The organism is Brevibacterium sp. UCMA 11752 (assembly GCF_021532235.1).
GTDB lineage: Bacteria > Actinomycetota > Actinomycetes > Actinomycetales > Brevibacteriaceae > Brevibacterium > Brevibacterium antiquum.
Genome location: NZ_JACBOS010000003.1, coordinates 1,117,023 through 1,136,669, shown reverse-complemented (window position 1 = coordinate 1,136,669; position 19,647 = coordinate 1,117,023). Strand labels below are relative to the sequence as shown.

19 protein-coding genes are annotated in these 19,647 nt (G+C 64.1%); 7 read left to right on the top strand and 12 right to left on the bottom strand.

Annotated elements, in window-relative coordinates; all coding sequences use genetic code 11:
• Positions 1-2: 2 nt before the first annotated feature.
• Together HU144_RS05120 and HU144_RS05115 are read left to right on the top strand one after the other, a co-directional pair.
• The gene (locus tag HU144_RS05120; RefSeq protein ID WP_235350408.1) at positions 3-2,741 is read left to right on the top strand and encodes an alpha/beta fold hydrolase; all 2,739 of its coding nucleotides are present in this window, start codon (positions 3-5) and stop codon (positions 2,739-2,741) included.
• Positions 2,742-2,765: 24 nt separating this feature from the next.
• Entirely contained in the window at positions 2,766-3,734 is a 969-nt protein-coding gene (locus HU144_RS05115) for an NAD-dependent epimerase/dehydratase family protein (protein ID WP_235350407.1), read from the top strand.
• Between the two features lie 22 nt (positions 3,735-3,756).
• On the opposite strand, the gene HU144_RS05110 is transcribed toward HU144_RS05115, so the two are convergent.
• Together HU144_RS05110 and HU144_RS05105 are read right to left on the bottom strand one after the other, a co-directional pair.
• Positions 3,757-4,545 carry a hypothetical protein gene (locus HU144_RS05110; RefSeq protein WP_235350406.1) on the bottom strand — a complete coding sequence of 263 codons (789 nt, stop codon included), beginning with the start codon at positions 4,543-4,545 and terminating at the stop codon, positions 3,757-3,759.
• 205 nt (positions 4,546-4,750) lie between these two features.
• Complete coding sequence (locus HU144_RS05105; protein ID WP_235350405.1) at positions 4,751-5,473, bottom strand: SDR family oxidoreductase; 723 nt, start codon at positions 5,471-5,473, stop codon at positions 4,751-4,753.
• Between the two features lie 208 nt (positions 5,474-5,681).
• On the opposite strand from HU144_RS05105, the gene HU144_RS05100 reads away from it, so the two are divergent.
• Entirely contained in the window at positions 5,682-7,613 is a 1,932-nt protein-coding gene (locus HU144_RS05100; RefSeq protein ID WP_235350404.1) for an acetate--CoA ligase, read from the top strand.
• Between the two features lie 28 nt (positions 7,614-7,641).
• Here the strand turns inward: HU144_RS05100 and HU144_RS05095 are convergent, their stop codons facing one another.
• Positions 7,642-8,457 (bottom strand): hypothetical protein, encoded by an 816-nt coding sequence (locus HU144_RS05095; RefSeq protein WP_235350403.1) that lies wholly within the window; start codon positions 8,455-8,457, stop codon positions 7,642-7,644.
• A gap of 86 nt (positions 8,458-8,543) precedes the next feature.
• On the opposite strand from HU144_RS05095, the gene HU144_RS05090 reads away from it, so the two are divergent.
• Positions 8,544-9,125, top strand: a complete 582-nt coding sequence (locus HU144_RS05090) for a MarR family winged helix-turn-helix transcriptional regulator (protein WP_235350402.1) — start codon at positions 8,544-8,546, stop codon at positions 9,123-9,125.
• A 13-nt stretch (positions 9,126-9,138) separates the two neighbouring features.
• Here HU144_RS05090 and HU144_RS05085 read toward each other — a convergent pair whose 3' ends face one another.
• From HU144_RS05085 to HU144_RS05065, 5 genes are all read right to left on the bottom strand, one after another.
• Positions 9,139-9,660 (bottom strand): SRPBCC family protein, encoded by a 522-nt coding sequence (locus HU144_RS05085; protein WP_235350401.1) that lies wholly within the window; start codon positions 9,658-9,660, stop codon positions 9,139-9,141.
• A 130-nt stretch (positions 9,661-9,790) separates the two neighbouring features.
• Positions 9,791-11,260 (bottom strand): LssY C-terminal domain-containing protein, encoded by a 1,470-nt coding sequence (locus tag HU144_RS05080; protein ID WP_235350400.1) that lies wholly within the window; start codon positions 11,258-11,260, stop codon positions 9,791-9,793.
• 9 nt (positions 11,261-11,269) lie between these two features.
• Positions 11,270-12,325, bottom strand: coding sequence for a MerR family transcriptional regulator (locus tag HU144_RS05075; protein WP_235350399.1), 1,056 nt, complete (start codon positions 12,323-12,325; stop codon positions 11,270-11,272).
• Positions 12,326-12,488: 163 nt separating this feature from the next.
• Positions 12,489-13,181 carry a HEAT repeat domain-containing protein gene (locus HU144_RS05070; RefSeq protein WP_235350398.1) on the bottom strand — a complete coding sequence of 231 codons (693 nt, stop codon included), beginning with the start codon at positions 13,179-13,181 and terminating at the stop codon, positions 12,489-12,491.
• A gap of 151 nt (positions 13,182-13,332) precedes the next feature.
• Positions 13,333-13,560, bottom strand: coding sequence for a hypothetical protein (locus HU144_RS05065; RefSeq protein ID WP_235350397.1), 228 nt, complete (start codon positions 13,558-13,560; stop codon positions 13,333-13,335).
• 174 nt (positions 13,561-13,734) lie between these two features.
• Between HU144_RS05065 and HU144_RS05060 the strand changes: the two genes are divergently transcribed.
• Positions 13,735-14,322, top strand: a complete 588-nt coding sequence (locus HU144_RS05060) for a peptidoglycan-binding protein (protein WP_235350396.1) — start codon at positions 13,735-13,737, stop codon at positions 14,320-14,322.
• Positions 14,323-14,361: 39 nt separating this feature from the next.
• The gene (locus HU144_RS05055) at positions 14,362-14,721 is read left to right on the top strand and encodes an ArsR/SmtB family transcription factor (protein ID WP_143923918.1); all 360 of its coding nucleotides are present in this window, start codon (positions 14,362-14,364) and stop codon (positions 14,719-14,721) included.
• Between the two features lie 26 nt (positions 14,722-14,747).
• Here HU144_RS05055 and HU144_RS05050 read toward each other — a convergent pair whose 3' ends face one another.
• Genes HU144_RS05050 through HU144_RS05040 form a run of 3 tightly spaced genes read right to left on the bottom strand, consistent with a single transcriptional unit; the run spans position 14,748 to position 17,518 of the window.
• A complete protein-coding gene (locus tag HU144_RS05050; RefSeq protein ID WP_235350395.1) occupies positions 14,748-15,725 on the bottom strand; it encodes a DMT family transporter in 978 nt (325 codons plus the stop codon).
• Complete coding sequence (locus HU144_RS05045) at positions 15,722-16,927, bottom strand: pyridoxal phosphate-dependent aminotransferase (protein WP_235350394.1); 1,206 nt, start codon at positions 16,925-16,927, stop codon at positions 15,722-15,724. The genes HU144_RS05050 and HU144_RS05045 overlap by 4 nt, the downstream gene beginning before the upstream one ends.
• Before the next feature lie 9 nt (positions 16,928-16,936).
• Complete coding sequence (locus HU144_RS05040) at positions 16,937-17,518, bottom strand: peroxidase-related enzyme (RefSeq protein ID WP_235350393.1); 582 nt, start codon at positions 17,516-17,518, stop codon at positions 16,937-16,939.
• A gap of 117 nt (positions 17,519-17,635) precedes the next feature.
• Here HU144_RS05040 and HU144_RS05035 point away from each other — a divergent pair, with 117 nt between their 5' ends.
• Entirely contained in the window at positions 17,636-17,932 is a 297-nt protein-coding gene (locus HU144_RS05035; RefSeq protein ID WP_235350392.1) for a cupin, read from the top strand.
• 186 nt (positions 17,933-18,118) lie between these two features.
• Here HU144_RS05035 and HU144_RS05030 read toward each other — a convergent pair whose 3' ends face one another.
• Entirely contained in the window at positions 18,119-19,597 is a 1,479-nt protein-coding gene (locus tag HU144_RS05030; protein WP_235350391.1) for a glutamate-cysteine ligase family protein, read from the bottom strand.
• Between the last annotated feature and the right edge of the window lie 50 nt (positions 19,598-19,647).

Below are 19,647 nucleotides of genomic sequence, written 5' to 3'. Positions count from 1 at the left end.
CAATGAGATTTCCTGCACGGCCGGCTCAGGCTCCCCCGAAGCTGCCCGAGTGGGACCCGGCCTGGTCCCGAATCGTCGAGGCAAAGACACCCGAGGGCCCGCATTCCTTCCATGTCCTCGACACCCTCGAGGTACTGCGCGCCGACGGGCTCGAACCCAGCGGCACGATCCTTGCCCTGCACGGCAACCCGACCTGGTCGTACCTGTGGCGACATCTTGCCCAGGCAACGGTGGGCGCTGCCCGGTCCGGTGGACGCGTGTGGCGGCTCATCGCTCCCGACCAGCTCGACATGGGCTTCTCTGAGCGGCTGGCGCATGAGTCTCTGCCGACTCCGCACGGCACCGAGGTGCGCCGTATGTCCCAGCGCATCGATGACTTCGACGCCGTCGTCACGTCTCTCCTCGCCGAGGAGGCCGGGAGTTCTGCCACCGACGACGCAGCCGCGTCGGCAGAGCATCCGATCGTGACGATCGGTCATGACTGGGGCGGCGTCCTATCCCTGGGATGGGCGGCACGCAACACCGATCTCGTCTCCGCCTCGATCAGCCTGAACACGGCCGTCCACCAACCCGAGGACGCCCCGATCCCGGCACCTCTGCGGGCAACCTTGGCCGGGCCCATGCTGCCGACTGCCACCGTGGTCACCGACGGGTTCCTGCGGGTGACGATGAGCCTCGGCGATCTCGATCCAGAGATCAAGGGCGCCTTCCGTTCCCCGTATGAGACCGCCTCACAGCGCCATGGGATCGGCGGCTTCGTCGCCGACATCCCCGTCAACGAGAACCACCCGTCCTACTCGGAGCTGCAGCGCGTAGGTGCCGATATCGCGGCCTACGAGCACCCTGCCCTCCTGGTGTGGGGACCGAAGGACCCGGTCTTCCTCGAACGCTATCTGCGTGACCTGCGTCAGCGCCTGCCCCAGGCCGACGTGCACCGCTTCGAACTGGGCTCACACTTAGTCAGCGAGGACTACGACGTGGCCGGCGTCGTCACCGACTGGCTGAAGACACAGTTCCCCGTCGGCGATGATGGAGCTGACGCCGCCTCCGGCGCATCCGCTGCCGAAAACATGCCTGCGGCAGCTCCTGCGCGTGGAGTCACCGCGATCCTCGACGCACGCCACGACGACGAATCCATCGCCTCGGTGGACTTCGCACAGAATCCGGCGCAGCAGATCACGTGGCGCCACCTCTGGCATGTGACGACGAGCATCGCAGGCGGCCTGCTCGAACTCGGCGTGCGCCCCGGCGATCGGGTCTCCATGCTCGTCCCGCCCGGCAACAACCTCACCGCAGCCCTCTACGCGTGTCTGAAGATCGGTGCCGTCGCGGTCGTCGCCGATGCCGGACTGGGGCCGAAGGGCATGACCCGGGCGACCACCTCGGCGGATCCGGCGTGGATCATCGGGGAACTGCCTGGACTCAGCCTCGCCCGTGCCTTCAACTGGCCCGGCCGGCGCATCTCCGTGTCCCCTCTGGGACCGGTGCAGGCCAAACTGCTCAAGGTGGAGACCAGCCTGACCGCGCTTTCGCGCACCACACACCACGCGCAGCTGCCCACCCCGGCAGCCACCGTCGATGCCGCGATCCTCTTCACCTCCGGGTCGACGGGACCGGCCAAGGGCGTGCGCTACACCCATGGCGACATCTCCGCCCTTGCAGCAGTCCTGACCCGGGTCTTCGACGTGCACGAAGGCACCGGCCTGGTCGCCGGCTTCCCGCCCTTCGCTCTGTTGGGACCGGCCATCGGGGCCACCTCGGTGACTCCGGACATGTCGGTGACCAAACCGAAGACACTGACGGCCAGCGCCATCTCCGATGCGATCATCGCCGGTCATTCCACGATGGTCTTCGCCTCACCCGCTGCGTACAAAAATGTCGCCGCCACCGCCTCTGACCTGGATGAGGAGCAGAAGGCCGCATGCGCACGCGTCGAGCTCGTGCTCTCGGCTGGGGCTCCCGTACCGCTGGATCTGATGGATTCCATCGCCGAGGTGTTCCCGAACGCGAGCATCCACTCGCCGTATGGGATGACCGAGGGCCTCCTGCTGACCGACATCGACCGTGCCGGTGTCACCGCGGCCGCTGCCACGTCCAACCTCGGCGTGTGCGTGGGCCGACCCATCGACGGCGTCGAGTTGGCACTGGCTGCGATCGACGACTCGGGTGCGTCCGCAGACACACTGGAACAAGGCATTGAGGCGCAGGGCCGGTTGGGCGAGTTCGTCGTCAGCGCCGCCCACATCAAGTCCGGCTACGACAACCTCTGGGCCACCACCGCGGCCTCGGCTCGGGATGACCTCGACGATCGGACCTGGCACCGGACGAACGACATCGGCCATATCGATGACGAGGGCCGGGTCTGGCTCGAAGGCCGTCTGCAGCATGTGGTCACCACACCTCGCGGGCCGGTGGGCCCCGGTGGTCTCGAAGCGCTCATCGATTCCGACGAGCAGGTCAGCCGTTCTTCGATCGTGGGCATCGGCCCGACCGGGACACAGTCTCTGGTTGCTGTCCTCGATGCCGAAGGGACCGATCTCTCCCCTGGCCTGGCACCGCTGGACCTGACGTCGAGATTGCGGGAGCTGGTTGCCGAGGTCCTCGGACATGACCTCACCGCGGTGCTCGTCGCTCCCACGTTCCCAACTGACATCCGCCACAATTCGAAGATCGACCGATCCCGGTTGGCCACCTGGGCCGATCACGTCCTATCCGGCGGTTCGGTGCGTACCAAGGTCTGAATCCCAACCGTCTGAGGAGTCCTCATGAAGATCACCGTCACCGGGGCCTCCGGGCTCCTGGGTTCGTCCGTCGCTCGCGCACTGGTGGCAGGCGGCCACGAGGTCACGACTCTGCAGCGTCGCCCCTCCTCGGTGGCTGGCGTCCGTGATGTCATCGGGTCGGTCACCGATCCGAGCAGCGTCGCCGAAGCTCTCACCGGCGCCGAGGCTGTTGTGCACTTGGCAGCGAAGGTGTCGATGATGGGCGACCCCAGTGAGTTCGAGGCTGTGAACATCGGCGGCACGCGCACTCTCGTCGATGCTGCTGTGGCCGCAGGGGTGCAGCGGCTGGTCCACATCTCCTCTCCGTCGGTAGCGCACACCGGGGACTCGATCATCGGCGAGGGCGCGGGCCCGGCGTCCCCCGAACTGGCGCGCGGTGAGTACGCACGAACGAAGGCCGCCGGTGAGCTCATCGCTTTGGCCGCCGACTCCGAGGATTTCAAGGTCCTCGTCCTGCGCCCACACCTCATGTGGGGGCCAGGCGACACTCAGCTGACGGAGCGCGTCATCGATCGCGCGCGGGCCGGCCGGATGCCGGTGCTGGGGTCGGGTGCACCACTCGTCGATGCCCTGTTCGTCGACAATGCGGTCGAGGCGATCGTTGCCGCCGTCGACGCCGTCGCGTCCACACACGGTGAGTCGCTGGTGGTGACGAACGGTCAGCCGCGCCCCATCGGGGAGCTCATGTCACGCATCGCCATCGCCGGCGGCGCCGGGGTGCCGAAGCTGCGTGTTCCCGTGGGTCCCGCGCTGGCGGCCGGTTCGGTCGTGGAGAAGGTGTGGGATCTGGGCGAGCATGATGACGAGCCGCCCCTGACGAGGTTCTTGGCCGAGCAGCTCTCAACGGCGCACTGGTTCGACCAGCGCCGCACCCAGGAAGTCCTCGGGTGGAAGCCGCGGGTCAGCATCGAAGAGGGGCTAGAGCTCCTCGCCGCTCACTACGCGCAGTAGGGTCATTCAGCGCAGCTCGTGCTCAGCGCTTCGGGTCGGGGTCTTCGGCCGCGGGTTCGTCGTCGACGGGATCATCATCGGCAGCCCCATCGGTGTCTGCCGACTCGGCGTCTTCAAGAGCGTCGACGGAGATTCCCGGCTCTCCGGTCGGAGGGCTCTCCAGAGATGATCCTGTGGCCCCTTCGTCGTACTCATCCGGCGCCAGGGTCTCCGGCTCATCCTGTGCGACATCGATCGCCTTCTGTCGGTCTCGCGAATCGTCGCCGTCATCCGGCTCTGCCTCGATCGACGACTCGTCTGCCTCAGTTGCCGTGTCGTCCACACCCGCCGATCGCATCGGAGGGGCCGCTGGCACAGGAGTGTCATCGGCTGGCTTCGCAGCTGGCACAGTTGTCTGACCTTCAGTCTTCGACTCAGTCGACTCGGCGGCCTTGGAGTCAGTCTTCATCCCGGTGCCTTTGTCTTCTGTCTCCGGCTGCACGACGGTGTCGCCTGCTTCGCTGTCTCCAGCCTTGGTGTCGCCTACTTCGGTGTCGTCGAGACTCACACCCGCCTCGGCGGCCAATTGGGAGCGACGTTCAGCGCGTGCTTTCGCACGCTCCTCCTCACTCACCGCCGGCTTCGCCGGAGCGGCACCCTTATTGCTGGGCTTGACGAGCTCCCAGATCAGGAGAACGACGACCATCGTGATTCCGACGGTGGCGCCCATCAGCAGCGAACCCCACGGACGCGGCATGGAGAAGAGGTCGGCGAAGGCGTTGATGCCGAACAGGACGCCGATGCCGATGACCAGAGCAACAAGATATCTCATGGTCCCATTGTGCCTTGTCTGCGAACGCAATCAGGTGATGTCGGCACAATACCTGTCGTGATGAGGATGAGTTCGCAGAAACTATGAGGACGAGTTCGCACGAACTCTGTGCGGGCTGGGCGCACGTTCAGCCCGTCGGCGGTCGTTCAGGCAACCCCGAACGGCCACCGACCCCAGATGTGTCGGCGGCTTCCGAATATCGGACTCAGGCCTGGTCGCGCGGCATGATGTGGATGTGGTCGATGTTGACGTGACTCGGCAGGGAGGCGGCCCAGCGGATCGACTCGGCGACATCGTCGGCGGACAGGTTGAGCTTGCCCGCGTAGACCTTGGCCGCTTTGTCCTCATCGCCGTTGAACCGGTTGAGGGAGAAGTCGGTCTCGACCCGCCCTGGATCGATCTGGGTCACTCGGATGGGGTCGCCGACGTGTTCCAAGCGCAGCACACGGGTCAGTGCGCCCTCGCCGAACTTCGCAACGTTGTACCCTGCACCGCCGGCGTAGGGAGTGAAGGCGGCCATGGAGACCGTGTTGATGATGTGGCCTTCGGAGGCGATGAGCTTGTCCAGCAGGGCCTTGGTGACTCTGACGGTGCCGAGGACGTTGACGTCGAACATCCACTGCCAGTCCTCGAGGTCGGCCTCGGCCACTGGGTCAAGTCCCTTGGCACCGCCGGCATTGTTGACCAGCAGATCGACTCGATCGACCTGGGCGGCGAGAGCGGCGACGGAATCATCCGAGCTGACGTCGAGTTCGATGGCAGTGCCTCCGATGTCGGCAGCCACCTTCTCGATCCTGTCTTTGCGACGAGCGGCGACGATGACCTGCCAGCCGTCCTGCGCGAGCGCGGCGGCTGTGGCAGCGCCGATTCCCGACGATGCTCCGGTGACGATTGCTACCTTCTGCGTGCTGTCATGTGATTGCGTCATGGCGTCAGTGTGGCACAGGGGAGATTTTCAACAACGCCGTCTCACCATGTGCGCTCAGGAGACGCTCTCCCCGCCAGGACACGCTGTCGCTGTATAGCCCTTCAGCTGTCGCCTTAGCCCTTCAACAGCTCGCGCGCAACCATCACGGACCACCAAATCGGCCCGCCCGCCCCCTGTGCGGATCTGTGCCATGAGTCACAATGGAACCATGAACACGATCGCACAGGACCAATCCCCCAGCTACGACGATGTCATCGCTCGCATCGATGCCGATCCTGAAGAGTTCTGGCTCGACCAGGCCAAGCGACACATCGACTGGGTCACCGAACCGACTCGCGCAGTCGACGACGCGAACGCTCCCATCTACCGCTGGTTCCCCGACGGCGAGCTCAATGTGTGCTTCAACGCCGTCGACCGCCACGTAGCGGCCGGACGCGGAGATCAGGCGGCCATCATCTATGACTCGCCGGTCACCGACACGATTCGCACGATCACCTATTCAGAACTCCTCGGCGAGGTCTCCCGTTTCGCCAGGGCGCTGTCCGACAAGGGCGTGGTCAAGGGCGATCGGGTCATCATCTACATGCCGATGGTCCCCGAGGCCGCCGTGGCCATGCTCGCCTGCGCCCGCCTCGGCGCGATCCACTCGGTGGTCTTCGGCGGATTCGCCCCCAACGAGCTGGCTGTTCGCATCGACGACACCTCACCGAAGGCTGTCATCTCCACCTCGTGCGGGGTAGAGAAGAGTCGCGTCCTCGAGTACAAGCCCATGGTTGACGAGGCGATCGACATCGCCGAGAACAAACCTGAGTTCACTGTCATCGTCCAACGCGAGGAGCACCGCTGCGAGATGGGCGAGAACGATCTCGACTACGCCGAGCTGCTCGCGAACACTCCCGAGGGCATTGATCCGGTCACCGTCTTGGCCACCGATGAGCTCTACGTCCTCTACACCTCCGGCACGACGGGCAAGCCGAAGGGCATCGTGCGCGATTCCGGCGGCTACGCGGTGGCATCGGCATTCTCGATGCCCAATATCTTCGGACTCAATCCCGGCGACACGATGTTCACCGCATCCGACGTCGGCTGGGTCGTCGGCCACACCTATATCGTCTACGCGCCGCTGCTGGCCGGAGTCACTTCGGTCCTGTTCGAGGGCAAACCGATCGGCACTCCCGATGCGGGCACCTTCTTCCGCATCATCGAAGACCACGGGGTCAACGTTCACTTCACGGCGCCGACGGCCATGCGCGTCGTCCGCAAGGAAGATCCGAACGGCGAGCTCATCAAGAAGTACGACCTCTCCAGCCTGCGGGCCTCATTCCTCGCCGGTGAACGCCTCGACCCGGACACCTATGAGTGGACGACGAAGATCCTCGCCGAGGCGACCGGTCGGGACATTCCCGTCGTCGACAACTGGTGGCAGACGGAGACCGGCTGGCCGATCGCGGCCAATCCGCTCGGTCTCACTCAGTTCCCCCTCAAAGCCGGGTCCCCGACGAAGCCGGTGCCGGGCTTCCAGGTCGAAGTCCTCGATCCGACCGGTAAGCCGATGCCGGCCGGCGAGGAGGGCCTCATCGTCATGAAGCTGCCCCTGCCGCCGGGAACGATGGCTACCGTCTGGGGCGACGACTCCCGATTCGTGTCCTCGTATCTGTCCGCGTTCGACGGCTACTACCTCACCGGCGACTCGGGCTACCTCGACGAAGAGGGATACGTCTTCGTCATGGGCCGCACCGACGATGTCATCAATGTCGCCGGCCACCGCCTGTCCACGGGCATGATCGAGGCCGTCATCGCCTCTCATCCTGCGGTCACGGAGACCGCCGTGATCGGCGTTCACGATGACACGAAGGGACAGAATCCGCGCGCACTGGTCGTTCTCGGTGATTCCGCCGAGGCGACCGATCCGGATGCGGTCATCGCCGAACTGGTGGCGCTGGTGCGCAAGGAGATCGGCCCCGTCGCCGCCTTCAAGCAGGTCGATATCGTCTCTGCCCTGCCGAAGACTCGGTCGGGGAAGATCCTGCGCAAGACGATGCGCGAGATCGCCGACGGAGTCGACTCCCCGGCCGTGCCCTCGACGATTGAGGACCCTGCAGTGCTCGAGGCGTTGGAGTCGGTGCTCCAGCGCAGCTGAGCCCTTGATGCTCTGAGTCCTTGAGCGTTCAGGACCGGACGCCGCGCTTGTAGCCTGCTGCGAATCCGTGGTCGAAGGCAGCCCCGACCATCCTGCCCATGCCTCGGCGTCGGCTGCCAGCGCGGTGGCCATGTCCACGATGGTCGCGACCTCGGTGGTCGGCGCCGTGAGTGATTGGTCCACACTCTTCATGACCTCGGTGGTGGCTGAAACGGCCTTCGTCTGCCATGTCTTCGCCCCATTCCTCGGGTGAGTACCAGCCACCACGCGAAGCCCACTCAGGACGCTGCCCCCGGTCGCGGCGAGGACCGAATCCATGTTTGAGCCCGCGTCCCAACTCGGGTCCGAACTCGGGTCCGAAGCCGCGCCGACCGGCGAAGTCTCGGCGATCATTCCATTCATCGCCTGCGCCGCCTGCATTCCCGTCGAACGCGTCAACGATTTTGCCCAGATTCTCTGTCAGAGATTCGAGCTCCTCATCCGACAGCGCCTCGTCGATCACGGCATCGACCTGTTCACGGATCGCCTGGCCGCGGCTTCCGAACTCCCCCGCCGCACCTGCGGCAAAGGCCGTTCGGCGCAGCAGACGGCTCGCCTGCTTGAGAAGGTCCGTCAACTCTGGGGTCTCGTCACGTAATTCGGAATGGCCACCCTCGGCGGGGCCTGCCTCGTCGAATTCGTTTCCATCGTTCATATTCATGCTCTCCTGACTGGGATTCTCACTACGATCGTCTGCACGGTCGTCGCGACCTTCTTGGCCGCTGTTGGTGGTGGTGCTGTTGTCGCTGGTGGTGGTGCTGGTGGTGGTGCTGTCATTCTGTTCGCTGTTGTAGTGCGAGTTCATGTCATCTCCTTTGCTTGTCATCTGACATGTACATGTAGCATGACATGCATTTCAGGTACATGTCAATCAACATGTAAAATCGGAGTATGAGCAATCAGGGAGACAGCGATCAGGGTACGGACAATGCCAGTCAGAGGATCGCCGAGGCGTTGACGCGCCTGCAGTGGAGGCGCGGCCCCGGCGGCGGTCCGCGCGGATTCGGACTTCCGGGCGGTGCGGCAGGCTTCGGTGGCCATCCCGGGTTCGGCGGTCCAGGACGGGGCGACGTCCCATTCGGTCGCGGTCGGCACGAGGAGGAACACGACTGGAAAGGGAGACTCGGCGCCCACCTCGGCGGGCGAGCGCAGCTGCGACTGCTCATCGCCCTCGCTCAGGCCGGCCGATCACTTGGCGTCAGTGCGATCGGCGAGTCCATCGGCGTCGACCAGCCTCGCGCCTCCCGCCTCGTGTCACAGGGCGTCGAACTGGGGCTGCTCCAACGTGAAGCCGACCCCGATGACGCCCGTCGCACTCTCATTGCGCTGACGGAGAAGGGGCGAGCGATCTCGAACAGGTTCCGGGGAGCCCAACGTGAGAGTGTCGACCTGGCCCTTGACGGGTTCACCGATGAGGAGCGTGCGCTCCTGGCACAGCTGCTCTCACGCTTGGCAGATGCCTGGCCTCGGTGAGGAGCTTTTCGCTTCAGCTTTCGGCGAGCGTCTTGAGTCTCTCAAGCGACGCCAAGAGATTCTCGGACGTCGTCGACTGCGCGCGTGGCAGTCGCAGGGGGTCTCTCAACTCGGTCCAGTCATAGGTTTGGCGAACCAGGCTTGAGCGTTCTCCTGCCGCTTCGATCTCCCATGTCCACTTCTGGCCGAACGGTTCACCATCGACCTCCGAGGGCTTCCAGGCGATGAGCCTGCCCTCCTCGAAGGCGACGATATGGTTCTCTCGATCCACGCCTTTGGTCAAAGTGGTGATGAAGGATCCGCCGGCGCTGGTCGGCCGCTGTCCCTGGGCGGCTGTGCCCAGATTGTCGTTGCCGTCCCATTCGGGCTGGCGGGCAGGGTCCGCGATGAGCTCGAAGATCTCCGAGGCGGGTGCGGCGATCTCGATTTCCGCACTGACCACCTTGAGCGCTGCGTCGATCGTGTCGAAGACCTTCGCGTCGGTGGCAGCAGCTGACTCAGTGGGAGCAGTTGAGTTGGATGTCGGCTCGGTCATGGGGTTCCGCCTCTTCGCTGGTGTCCGGTTCCGTCGGCAGGTTCGCCCCGCCGTAATGCAGTCGCCGTCAGGATACACAGCTTCTTGCTCAGTCCAGGTATTTCTGTGCCGGTGAGCCCGGAACCGGCACTCAGTCCTCGAGTGCCTGTTCCTGACGTTCGGCCCGCAGCTCCGCGGTGCTGAAGCGAGTGAAGAGCCGCGAGGAATCGCTGGACAGCGACAGCAGCACGGCGACCTGCATCGCGATCGTCGTCAGCGCGTACATGTTGGTCGCGAGATCGCGGTCTCCCGTGAAGTAGTTCGTCATCGACACGATCACGGACACCGTGGAAAGAGTCAGGATCCACAGTCGAGCCCGATTGCTGCCGCGGAAAACGGAGATGCTCGCGATCACCTGCAGGCACCCGATGAGGAGGCTGAGTCCGATGAGAACTCCTGCCACGATTCGTGTTGCGGTTTCATCGGCGAGGGTTTCGATGTCTTCGCTGTAGTCAACGACCTCGGTGCGCAGCCCATCCCAGTCGAGCACTGTGCCCAGCACATCCCACGCTTGAAAGATGAGCAGGACCAGGACGAGGGCGGCACCGACGACCGTCTGCAGCGGCCGCTTGTGCCACAGGGTCTTCGTCACTTCTCTGACCGAGCGTGCGTCGGAATAGATCTGAGTCGCATCGAGGGCGAGTTCGAGTCGGTCAGGAGTATCTGTTTCGTCGGCGGCCACCTCGGTGACTTCGATGATCGGCAGATCCCCGTCCGTGATGATCGCGTCGCCACCGCCGTTGCGTGAGTGATAACCGGTCGAGAAGTCCTCAATGTGCTGGACGACGATCGCCTCATCGGCCGAAGCCACCGTGTCTACGATGTAGTCACGTTCGACGTCGGTGTTCTCTTCGATCTTGTGGGTGAACTGCAGGGTGAACAGTGAGATCCCGACGCTCTTGTCATAGGTGCCCGCCGCCAACCAGTCCGCCTGATGCCCACCGGGCAGCATCCAACCGGTGGGGCACTTCCAGAACCGCACATGGTGGCGCTGTCCGGGGTCGCCGTCGACCTCCTGCTGATAGGCGAAGTCCTGGCGCCTGCCGAACAGCAGCAGGGGCGACACCGGAGCTTTGGGATAGCTTCTCCGCGTCAGAGTGGATCTGATGATCTCCCAGGTTGAGGCTGGTGTGATGCCATCGGCAAGTATCCAGCCCGCAGCCTTCATCGCGTGATGGATCTGCGTTTCGTCACCGCGCCATGCGAGGTTGACCGGGTCACCGAGCAGTCCGTCCGAGGTTCGGGCCCGACCGATGAAATAGTTCGGGACGTAGATCTGGGAGAGGATGCGATGCAGCCGTGGAAGCGCCAGGTACGAGACCACTCCCCAGAACACGAGGAGCGTCAGCACCTGCCACCACCCGAGCGAGAACCCCTCGAACAGGATCAGCATCGCCAACCACGTTGACGATGCACCCCCGAAGAGGAAGAAGAGGTAATCGAGAACCCCGGTGACGGTGAAACGGTGACGGCGGAACGCAAACGGCTGCCTCTGTCGTCGCTTCAACGAGGCATCCGAGCGGTCGGGCCCAGGCTCGGGCGTCGTGGTTCCGGACGTCATGGGACAAGTTTAATGATCGCGGCGACGATTCAGGGTCGCAGTCGCTATCGCCGCGACCTCAAGATTTTCGTCGGTGCTGAGTTCGGCAATGAAATCATCGACCTGGGCACCCGGAATCTCGATGAGGACTTGCAGCACTCGGAACCGCACAGCCGCCTCTGGGGACCGCGCATGCCGACGCAGATCCGACATGATCCGCGTCGCGACCTCAGCACGCTCCCCTGCTTCCGGGGCTTCGTTGACGAAGGCGGCGAGCGCCTCGGCGGCCTCGATGTCCTTAGGGCCCTCCATCGCGATTTCGAGCAGATCCGCGACTGCAGCGAGATCGCCCATCTGCCCCAGAATGAGTGCGGCCTCGCTGCGCACTTGAAAATCAGTGTCGCCGAGTCCGGAGCGCAGGGCCTCGGTGATGGTCGCCTCAGCGACGGGCCCGAGCTCGTCCTTGCCTGTATTGCGACGAATCTCGTCGAGCGCCTGGAGCGCGTTGCGACGGACGTCGACGGAGAGGTCGCCCATTCCCTTCGCCAGATAGCGGACCGCTTCGGGTCCCGACTTGGCCAAGGCCCAGCGCATGGCCCCGGCAGCATTGAGCACAGGTTCGTTGAGAGCGGCCGCCGACAGGGACTCCACGGGCACAGTACCGTCGACGCCGCTGCCCAGTGCCGCCTTATGCCGCTGGATCACGTCGCCGGATTCCAGGGAGCGCATGAGATCGATGGTCAGCAGCAGTGCCTCCCCGTCGGCATGGTGGAGACGGTCGATGCGCTCGAGATGGGAGAGCAGCTCCTGTTCGGCTGCGATGCGTCGCCTCGACGTCTCGACCAGCTCGCGGATCACACGACGCGGATCGAACGCAGGATCATCGAGGAGAGTCCCGATCTCTGCCAGCGACATTCCGAGCTTGCGCAGCCCTTCGATGTGGAAGATGCGTCCGATATCGGCTGCCGAGTACTCCCGATACCCGCTCGAGGTGCGCTCACTGGGATCAATGAGCCCCAAGGATTCATAGTGCCGCAGCATGCGGGCACTCACGCCTGACCGTTTGGCCACCTCGCCGATCAGCATCAGCACCCCTCTCCCGCTTCCACTATAGACAGCTCACGCTGTCACGGCTGCGCCATCAGCCGCATCCAGTTCATGAGAAAGGAGTCCGAGGTGTCGCACGCAGCACTGCGCGAGCTTGCCCCGCCCGGCAGTGCCGCCTCGGCCGACCCTTCCCAAAATCGACCTATGCTGACGCCTCGGACCCCAGTGCGACCACGCGCTTGGCTTCGCTCAAGGCGTGAGCGAAGCCGGCGTCCGGATCGGTGAACATGTCCCGGGTCGCCACGGCGTGTGTCCGCACTGTTTCTTCCTCTGCCTGCAGTCTTCCATCGAGCACTGACACGAGATCCTCACCCAAAGAGACGAGGGCTCGGCTGAGGCTCTTCTGCGTCTCCATGTCACCCTTCCCAAGCTGTGTGACCAGGGACAATGCCAACCGCTTTCGGTCACCACCGGGGACAAGTGCCACGGCAGCCCTCCACGCGCTGCGGGCCACCTCGGTGTCGGCATGAGCGATCAGCCTGTCTCCGATAGCTCCCGGGTCCATGGCCTCCCAGCCGCGGGGATCACCGATCTTCGACAAAGTGTGCAGTGCCTGACTCTGGGCCTGCGGCACATCGGAGCTCAGCTCGGCGATGAGCAGCGGCACGGTCGCCTCGGCGGGCATCCGAGTCATCGCCCAGGTGAGCATGTCACGAACGAAGAAGTCCGGTTCGATTCTGCACCGCTGGATGAGAGCGCCGAGGTGGCGGTCCTCGGCAGTGGTTCCGACGGACAGCGCCGCCTGCAGTCGCTGCTGCGGGTTCGACGACGCCAAGGCCGCGATGACGGGCTCCTGGCCCTCATATGTCTGCGTGGTGCTGTGTGGGTTGGTCATTGATCCCACCTCCTTGAGACCAGTGAAGCCCTTGACATCGTGTCAAGGTCAAGGCCATGGCGAAACGAAAGACCACCATCTCGAGAACTGCCCCGGCGATCAGTCGCCGGCAGCAGGACTGAGAGCTGAAGCAACCCAGCCGCGCGGCTGCTCAGCCGCCGCTGGACCAGTGCCCGCGGGAGGCCGGGGCGCCGCTCGGTGCGTCGCGCCCACCCGAGTCCGCGTCTGAGTTCCCGCCCGACCTGTCGGTGCCAGCGCCCACAAGAACCACTGCGGCGACGACTGCGATGACAACGACCACCATGATGACTGCCGCGATCACACCCACCAGGCATCCGAAGAGTCGAGATCTCGGGTTGCGTCGTCTCACGAAGATCATGATCCGATCTTAGTCAGCACGCTGGTCGATTCGCCCCGAGGAGATGTCGCAGAGTTGGAACAGGTAGCATCGCCTCCGAGGTACACAAAAAAGTTCACTTCCGTGACCGTTCTGTGACAAAAGGCACGGCGTGGACACATGCATCCCTCAGTTTGTTGCATTATCGTTATATTCATGGCTGGAACGACTCGACACCGCAAGGGCTCTCGGTCCGTGCTTCGTGGTGCCCTGATCGGTTTCGGGGCAGCGGTGGCGGCTTTGGCCCTTGCTGCCGTCGTCATCATCAACTCACCGGTCTCGTTCGGCTCGACTACGATCAGGCAGATGCAGATGGCTTCAGTGAATCAACTGACCGAACAGCAGATCGACAATGCCCGACTGATCATCGGCATCGGTCGCGGCGGCGACTTCGATGACCGTGCCATCAGAATCGCTCTCATGACCGCGCTCCAGGAATCCTCGCTGCGGAACCTCGACTCGGGTGACCGCGACTCGATCGGTCTGTTCCAGCAGCGCCCGTCGCAGGGTTGGGGTGAACCGGAGCGCCTCAACGACCCCATCTTTGCCACGAAGTCCTTCTACGGAATCAACCCGGACATCGAGAACCCGGGACTCGTACAGATCGATGATTGGCACACGATGGCCCCCACCGAGGCGGCACAGGCCGTCCAACGGTCCGCCTTGCCTGACGCCTATGAGCAGTGGGAGTCTCTGGCCGACGACCTCATCGGCAGTCAGGACGACGTCGAAGCCCTGAGCTGAACGGTGAGTTCGCCGCAGAATTTCCGGTAATCTCTATCCATGGCCTCCACTTCAGATTCCACCCCGGTCAATGCCGCAGTCAAGCAGCTCCTGCGCAACCCCGAGGGCAATCTCGAAGCCATCTCAGAGACCGCCGACCTATTCAAGGCACTGGCCACACCATCGAGGCTGAAGATGCTGTTGGTTCTCGCCCACGGTGAGGCGACAGTGACGCACATCGTTGAGTCCACCGAGCTTTCGCAGCCCTTGGTCTCCCAACACCTGAAGTTCCTGCGCGGCCTCCACCTCGTCGGAGTCAACCGAATCGGCCGCGAAGCCTACTACTCGCTCAAGGACGACCACGTCGCTCACATCATCCTCGACGCTCTGGCCCACACCGTCGAAGGTCACGAGCACTGAACAAGTCTTCGGGCCTCGCCCCGACGTCAGCGTCGTCTGCGCAGTGCCTCCGGTCCACCACCGACGATCCAGACGATCACGACGACCAGCACCGCACCGATCCACTGCGGCGACTGCAGCCGCTCTCCGGCGATGACCGACCCCAGGACCACTGCCGACAGCGGTTGGAGCAGCATGAGGGCGGCGGTCCGCGATACCGTCACCAGCGGGCTCGAGATGCTCAGCAGCACCCATGACAGAGCCTGGCCGAAGACGGCCAGCGCCACCATCCACGCCCACCCGTCCCAGCCCAGGTCGAAGTCGAGCCCGCCGAGTGCGACACCGGCGATCGCTGTCATCACTCCCGCAGCAATGGTGCCCACCGCCACGGGCGCGACCACGAAGTTCGGTGCCGCCTTCCGACAGTGGTGGATGCCGAAGATGTAGACGCCGTAGAGAATTCCCGAGAGCACTCCGAAGATCGCGCCGCGCACCGGATTCGCCGCTCCCTCATCGGCGCCGAAGACGCCTCCGGTCAGCAGCATGCCGATGATCATGATGGGAATGCACGTGATGAACAGCCACCCGGGCCGCGTTCCTCCGAAGACCCATACCAGTGCCGGGAATACGATGACCTGGATGCTGATGAGGACAGTGGAGACGCCGACTCCAGCATCGAGGACGCTCTGGGCCCACAGCACGTAGTCGATGCCCAGTGCCGCACCCGAGACAGCTGCGACGATGAGGGCCCTGGACGGCAGGAGCCCATGGCGTCGGAGCTCGAGGATCGCCAAGGGCGCCAAGACGATGACAGCGATCCAACAGCGCAGAAATGCCGCGGTCGGAGCACTCGCCTCGGCAAGGATGACGAACAGACCGGCCGAACCCAGGAGCAGTGCTGACACGATGATGCCCAGTGTCGGCAGCCCTGAAGGCGACGGTTCTGAGGCGGCTGGTGACCCCGAGGGCGCAGGCGGCTGTACGGGCGGTTCCTCGCCATGGGCCGCGGCCGAGTTCGGGGTCATCGCATGAAGTCAAGGATCCGGTCGAGCGCCTCGGCGGTCTTGTCCGCACCGACAGCCAGCGACAGCCGCACCGAACGCGACCCGTTGAGGGAGTCGAAGTCATCACCCGGAGCCAAGGCGACTCCGGTAGCGTCGAGAAGCGCCTGACACCAATCGGTCGCAGTCACGATGTCGTCACTCGACCGCTGCAGGATCTCGTCGATGCGGGCATACATGTAGAACGCCCCATCGGGCGGGGCCATATCGGAGAACCCCAGGTCAGCAGTGGCGTCGAGAACGTGCTTGCGGGCACGGGCGAAGGATTCGACCGCCGCCTCGCATTCGGCATAGGACTCCTCCGTGAAGGCCGCCACGGCCGCATACTGGGCGGGAACCGGGGCACACAGCGAGAGATTTCCGGTCACGTTCTGGGCAGCATCTGTCAGCTCTTCGGGCAGGATAGCCCAGCCGAGCCGCCATCCGGTCATCGCCCAGTACTTCGAGAACGAGGAGATGACGATGGCATTGTCATCATGGGCCAACGCGGTCTCACCACGCGTGCCGATGTAGCTGATGCCGTGATAGATCTCGTCGGAGATCACCTGCACACCGTGTTCCGCGCACCAGGAGATGAGTTCGCCGAGGTGGTCGCCTGAGATCATCGTCCCCGTCGGATTCGCCGGCGAGGCGAGCATGAGTCCCTTGAGCGGGGCCTTCGCATGTGCCTGCTCGAGGAGTTCGACGGTCGGTTGAAAGCCATGGTCTCCACCGCAGTCGAGTTCGACGATCTCGCAGTTCAATGCGGCGAGGATGTTCTTGTATGCGCCGTAGCCCGGGCGGGCGAGCGCGACGCGGTCACCTGCGTCGAAGCAGGTCAGGAAGGCCGTTTGGAAAGCACCGGAGGAACCCGTGGTGATGGCGATGCGTTCCGTGGGCACCTCAACGCCGTACCAGTCGCGGTAGTGCCCGGCGATGGCTGTGCGCAGTTCAGGGATGCCGAAGATCCGGGAGTAGCCGAGGTTCGTGCCGTCGGTGACCACCTCGGCGGCTCTCCTGCGCACCGGCCCCGGTGCACCCTGGGTCGGTTCGCCCAGGCACATGGCGATGGTGTCTTGGCCCTGGCGCGACATCTCCTGGACCTTGGCCACGATATTCATGGCGGCGAAGGGCTGGACGAGTCCGGCCCGGTCAGAGACGCGGGGTGCGCTCGTCTGAGTGCTCATGGTCATTGGTCACTTCCTCTCGCGCGGGACGCGGCCCATGAGGTAGAACTCGGGGTTGGGCATCATTCCGCCCACGTGTGCCATGCGGTTGGACAGGCCGAAGAATCCGGTGATGGCACCGATGTCCCAGGCGTCCTCGTCGTCGAACCCGTGTTCGGCCAGGGCCGCGAAGTCAGCGTCGGACAGCGCCCAGGGCTCTGTGCAGACCGTCATCGCGAAGTCGAGCATCGCCATCTGACGGTCGGTGATGTCGGCCTGCCTGTAGTTGACGGCCACCTGGTCTGCGACCAGGGGCTTCTTCTCCATGATCCGCAGCACGGCTCCGTGGGCGACGACGCAGTAGAGGCAGTTGTTGACCGCCGAGGTGGCCGTGACGATCATCTCCCGGTCACCTTTGGTCAGGTTCCCGGTCTCCTTCTCCATCAGAGCGTCGTAGTAGGCGAAGAATGCTCGGAACTCGGCCGGCCGCCGGGCCAGGGAGAGGAAGACATTGGGCACGAAGCCCGATTTCTCTGACACGGCCAGGATGGTTTCGCGGATATCGTCTTCGACATCGTCGATGTCAGCATAGGGGTATCGCATACTGCTCATGCTAACCGTCGAGGCGGTTCCTGTGTGCCGCGGGTCACGTGCAGGGCTGGGATGCTGTTGTGCTGAAGGCTAGGGTGAGGAGCAGACCATCAGCGACGACCAGAAGGAGTGTCAATCATGAGCGATGAGAACACCGGTTCGACAGGTGAGGTCCAGCTCGACAACGGAGTCTTCCGCGTGACCAGGTGGACGATCCAGCCTGATGGGGTCATCCCGATGCACAGACATGAGTTTGAGTACGTCGTCATTCCGATGGTCACCGATGCGATGCACGTGCGGAACTCGGATGGCACGTCGATCGTCGCGGACCTCGAAGCAGGAGTCAGCTACACACGCGCCGCAGGATCCGAACATGAGGTCTCGAATCCCGATGGCACCGACGACATCGTCTTCGTCGAGGTGGAACGCCTCTGACTGCCCCTTCATGAGGCCGGCCGTCCCTGATTGGGCCCTAAGTGGTCATTTTGGACGCATTGCGCTGCTCACGACCGCACCATTTCGACCACCTAAGCGATGTCGGATGCGCGCGACGCCGTTGGTGGCTGCGCCGCAGCGGGCCCGCATCGCCTCGGTCGGACGAATGCTCGGACAGGCAAACGCTCAGATGGGCACGTCCCAGGTGTGGACGGGTTCGCCGGAAGCCTGGTTCGCCACGTAGGCGTCCATCATCTGCTTGAGTCCCTCGCGGCGCTCCGGCGAGTCCGGCGCACTGTTCGGGGCCAAGCGGTCAAGCATCTTCAGCTGCCAGGTCGCACCGTTGGTCCGCTTCTCGGCCCGGCCTTCGATGATCGACATGTACTCTTCGATGACGTCCTTGTCGATGCCCAATCGGCTCAACCCCCTGCGCGCCTGCGGAATGAGAACATCGAGTACGAGATCCGCGACATCGATGTGGCCGATCTTCGGCCAGGTCACGCGCGCATGGATGCCGTCCTTGGCGCAGGCGAAGAAGTTCTCCTCCGCCTCCTTGAACGACATCCGAGACCACACGGGGCGGTTCTCTCCGACGAGGAATTCGGCCAGACCGTAGTAGAAAGCGGCATCGGCGACCATGTCGACGGGCGTCGGGCCGGCCGGGAGCAGTCGGTTCTCCACACGGATATGGGCTCCGGAGTCCGAGGAGTCGTAGATGGGTCGGTTCCAGCGCCACACGGTGCCGTTGTGCAGGTTGAGTTCGTAGAGCTTCGGAGCATCGGCCGAACTGAACTCGACGAAGTCCTTGATCTCGGGCAGCAGCGGTGGGAAGTAGCGGACGTTCTCCTCGAAGAGGTCGAAGACGCTCGTGATCCAGCGCTCCCCGAACCAGACTCGGGGCCGAACTCCCTGGTTGACGAGTTCCGGGGTGCGCGTATCGATGGACTGGGTGAACACCGGAATCCGGGATTCGTGCCAGAGTTTGCGACCGACGAACAGTGGGGAGTTCGCACTCATCGCGACCTGGGCTGCCGCGATCGCCTGGGAGGCGTTCCACGCCTCGGCGAACTTGTTGGGTGCGACCTGCAGGTGCAGCTGCATCGAGGTGCAGGATGCTTCCGGGGCGATATCGGAGAATTCGTGCTTGTACTTCTCCTCGCCGTCGAGTTCGATGCGGACGTACTCGCCCCGAGCGTCGACGATCGAGTTGCTCAGCGCCTCGTAGCGATTCTCTTCGGTGATCCATGTCTCTTCGGTGAGGAACTGGGTGCTCAGGGTCGGCAGAGTCCCGATCGATGCGACCTTCAGCCCTTCCGCCTCGGCGGCCTTCTGGGCCTTGCCCAGCCGGTGCGCCACGCCCGCTTCCAGAGTCTTCAGCCCACGCCCGGCCACTTGCAGCACCGGGTGGTTGAGTTCGAGGTTGAACCCGCCGATCTCCGACTGGTACTCGTCGTCGAGGCGCTCGAGGACCTTCGTGTTGTTCAGGCTCGGCTGATTGTCGGAGTCGATGAGGTTGAGTTCGAGCTCCAGACCGATCGTGCCCGCGGACTTGAACTCCGCATGGCGCAGATACGTGTCGAAGAGCTCGAGGTTCTCCGCGAGCTTCTCCCGATACAGCGTGCGTTCTTCCGGCGTGTACCGCTTGGAATTGACTGCCTCACCCATGGGTCAAGCAAACCACAGACTGACCCGGTTTGCGCGTGTGCGAAGTCCGA

Coding starts and splice junctions, on each gene's coding strand:
- HU144_RS05120 (WP_235350408.1), top strand. CDS start 3: ATGAGATTTCCTGCACGGCCGGCTCAGGCTCCCCCGAAGCTGCCCGAG.
- HU144_RS05115 (WP_235350407.1), top strand. CDS start 2,766: ATGAAGATCACCGTCACCGGGGCCTCCGGGCTCCTGGGTTCGTCCGTC.
- HU144_RS05110 (WP_235350406.1), bottom strand. CDS start 4,545: ATGAGATATCTTGTTGCTCTGGTCATCGGCATCGGCGTCCTGTTCGGC.
- HU144_RS05105 (WP_235350405.1), bottom strand. CDS start 5,473: ATGACGCAATCACATGACAGCACGCAGAAGGTAGCAATCGTCACCGGA.
- HU144_RS05100 (WP_235350404.1), top strand. CDS start 5,682: ATGAACACGATCGCACAGGACCAATCCCCCAGCTACGACGATGTCATC.
- HU144_RS05095 (WP_235350403.1), bottom strand. CDS start 8,457: ATGAACTCGCACTACAACAGCGAACAGAATGACAGCACCACCACCAGC.
- HU144_RS05090 (WP_235350402.1), top strand. CDS start 8,544: ATGAGCAATCAGGGAGACAGCGATCAGGGTACGGACAATGCCAGTCAG.
- HU144_RS05085 (WP_235350401.1), bottom strand. CDS start 9,660: ATGACCGAGCCGACATCCAACTCAACTGCTCCCACTGAGTCAGCTGCT.
- HU144_RS05080 (WP_235350400.1), bottom strand. CDS start 11,260: ATGACGTCCGGAACCACGACGCCCGAGCCTGGGCCCGACCGCTCGGAT.
- HU144_RS05075 (WP_235350399.1), bottom strand. CDS start 12,325: ATGCTGATCGGCGAGGTGGCCAAACGGTCAGGCGTGAGTGCCCGCATG.
- HU144_RS05070 (WP_235350398.1), bottom strand. CDS start 13,181: ATGACCAACCCACACAGCACCACGCAGACATATGAGGGCCAGGAGCCC.
- HU144_RS05065 (WP_235350397.1), bottom strand. CDS start 13,560: ATGATCTTCGTGAGACGACGCAACCCGAGATCTCGACTCTTCGGATGC.
- HU144_RS05060 (WP_235350396.1), top strand. CDS start 13,735: ATGGCTGGAACGACTCGACACCGCAAGGGCTCTCGGTCCGTGCTTCGT.
- HU144_RS05055 (WP_143923918.1), top strand. CDS start 14,362: ATGGCCTCCACTTCAGATTCCACCCCGGTCAATGCCGCAGTCAAGCAG.
- HU144_RS05050 (WP_235350395.1), bottom strand. CDS start 15,725: ATGACCCCGAACTCGGCCGCGGCCCATGGCGAGGAACCGCCCGTACAG.
- HU144_RS05045 (WP_235350394.1), bottom strand. CDS start 16,927: ATGAGCACTCAGACGAGCGCACCCCGCGTCTCTGACCGGGCCGGACTC.
- HU144_RS05040 (WP_235350393.1), bottom strand. CDS start 17,518: ATGAGCAGTATGCGATACCCCTATGCTGACATCGACGATGTCGAAGAC.
- HU144_RS05035 (WP_235350392.1), top strand. CDS start 17,636: ATGAGCGATGAGAACACCGGTTCGACAGGTGAGGTCCAGCTCGACAAC.
- HU144_RS05030 (WP_235350391.1), bottom strand. CDS start 19,597: ATGGGTGAGGCAGTCAATTCCAAGCGGTACACGCCGGAAGAACGCACG.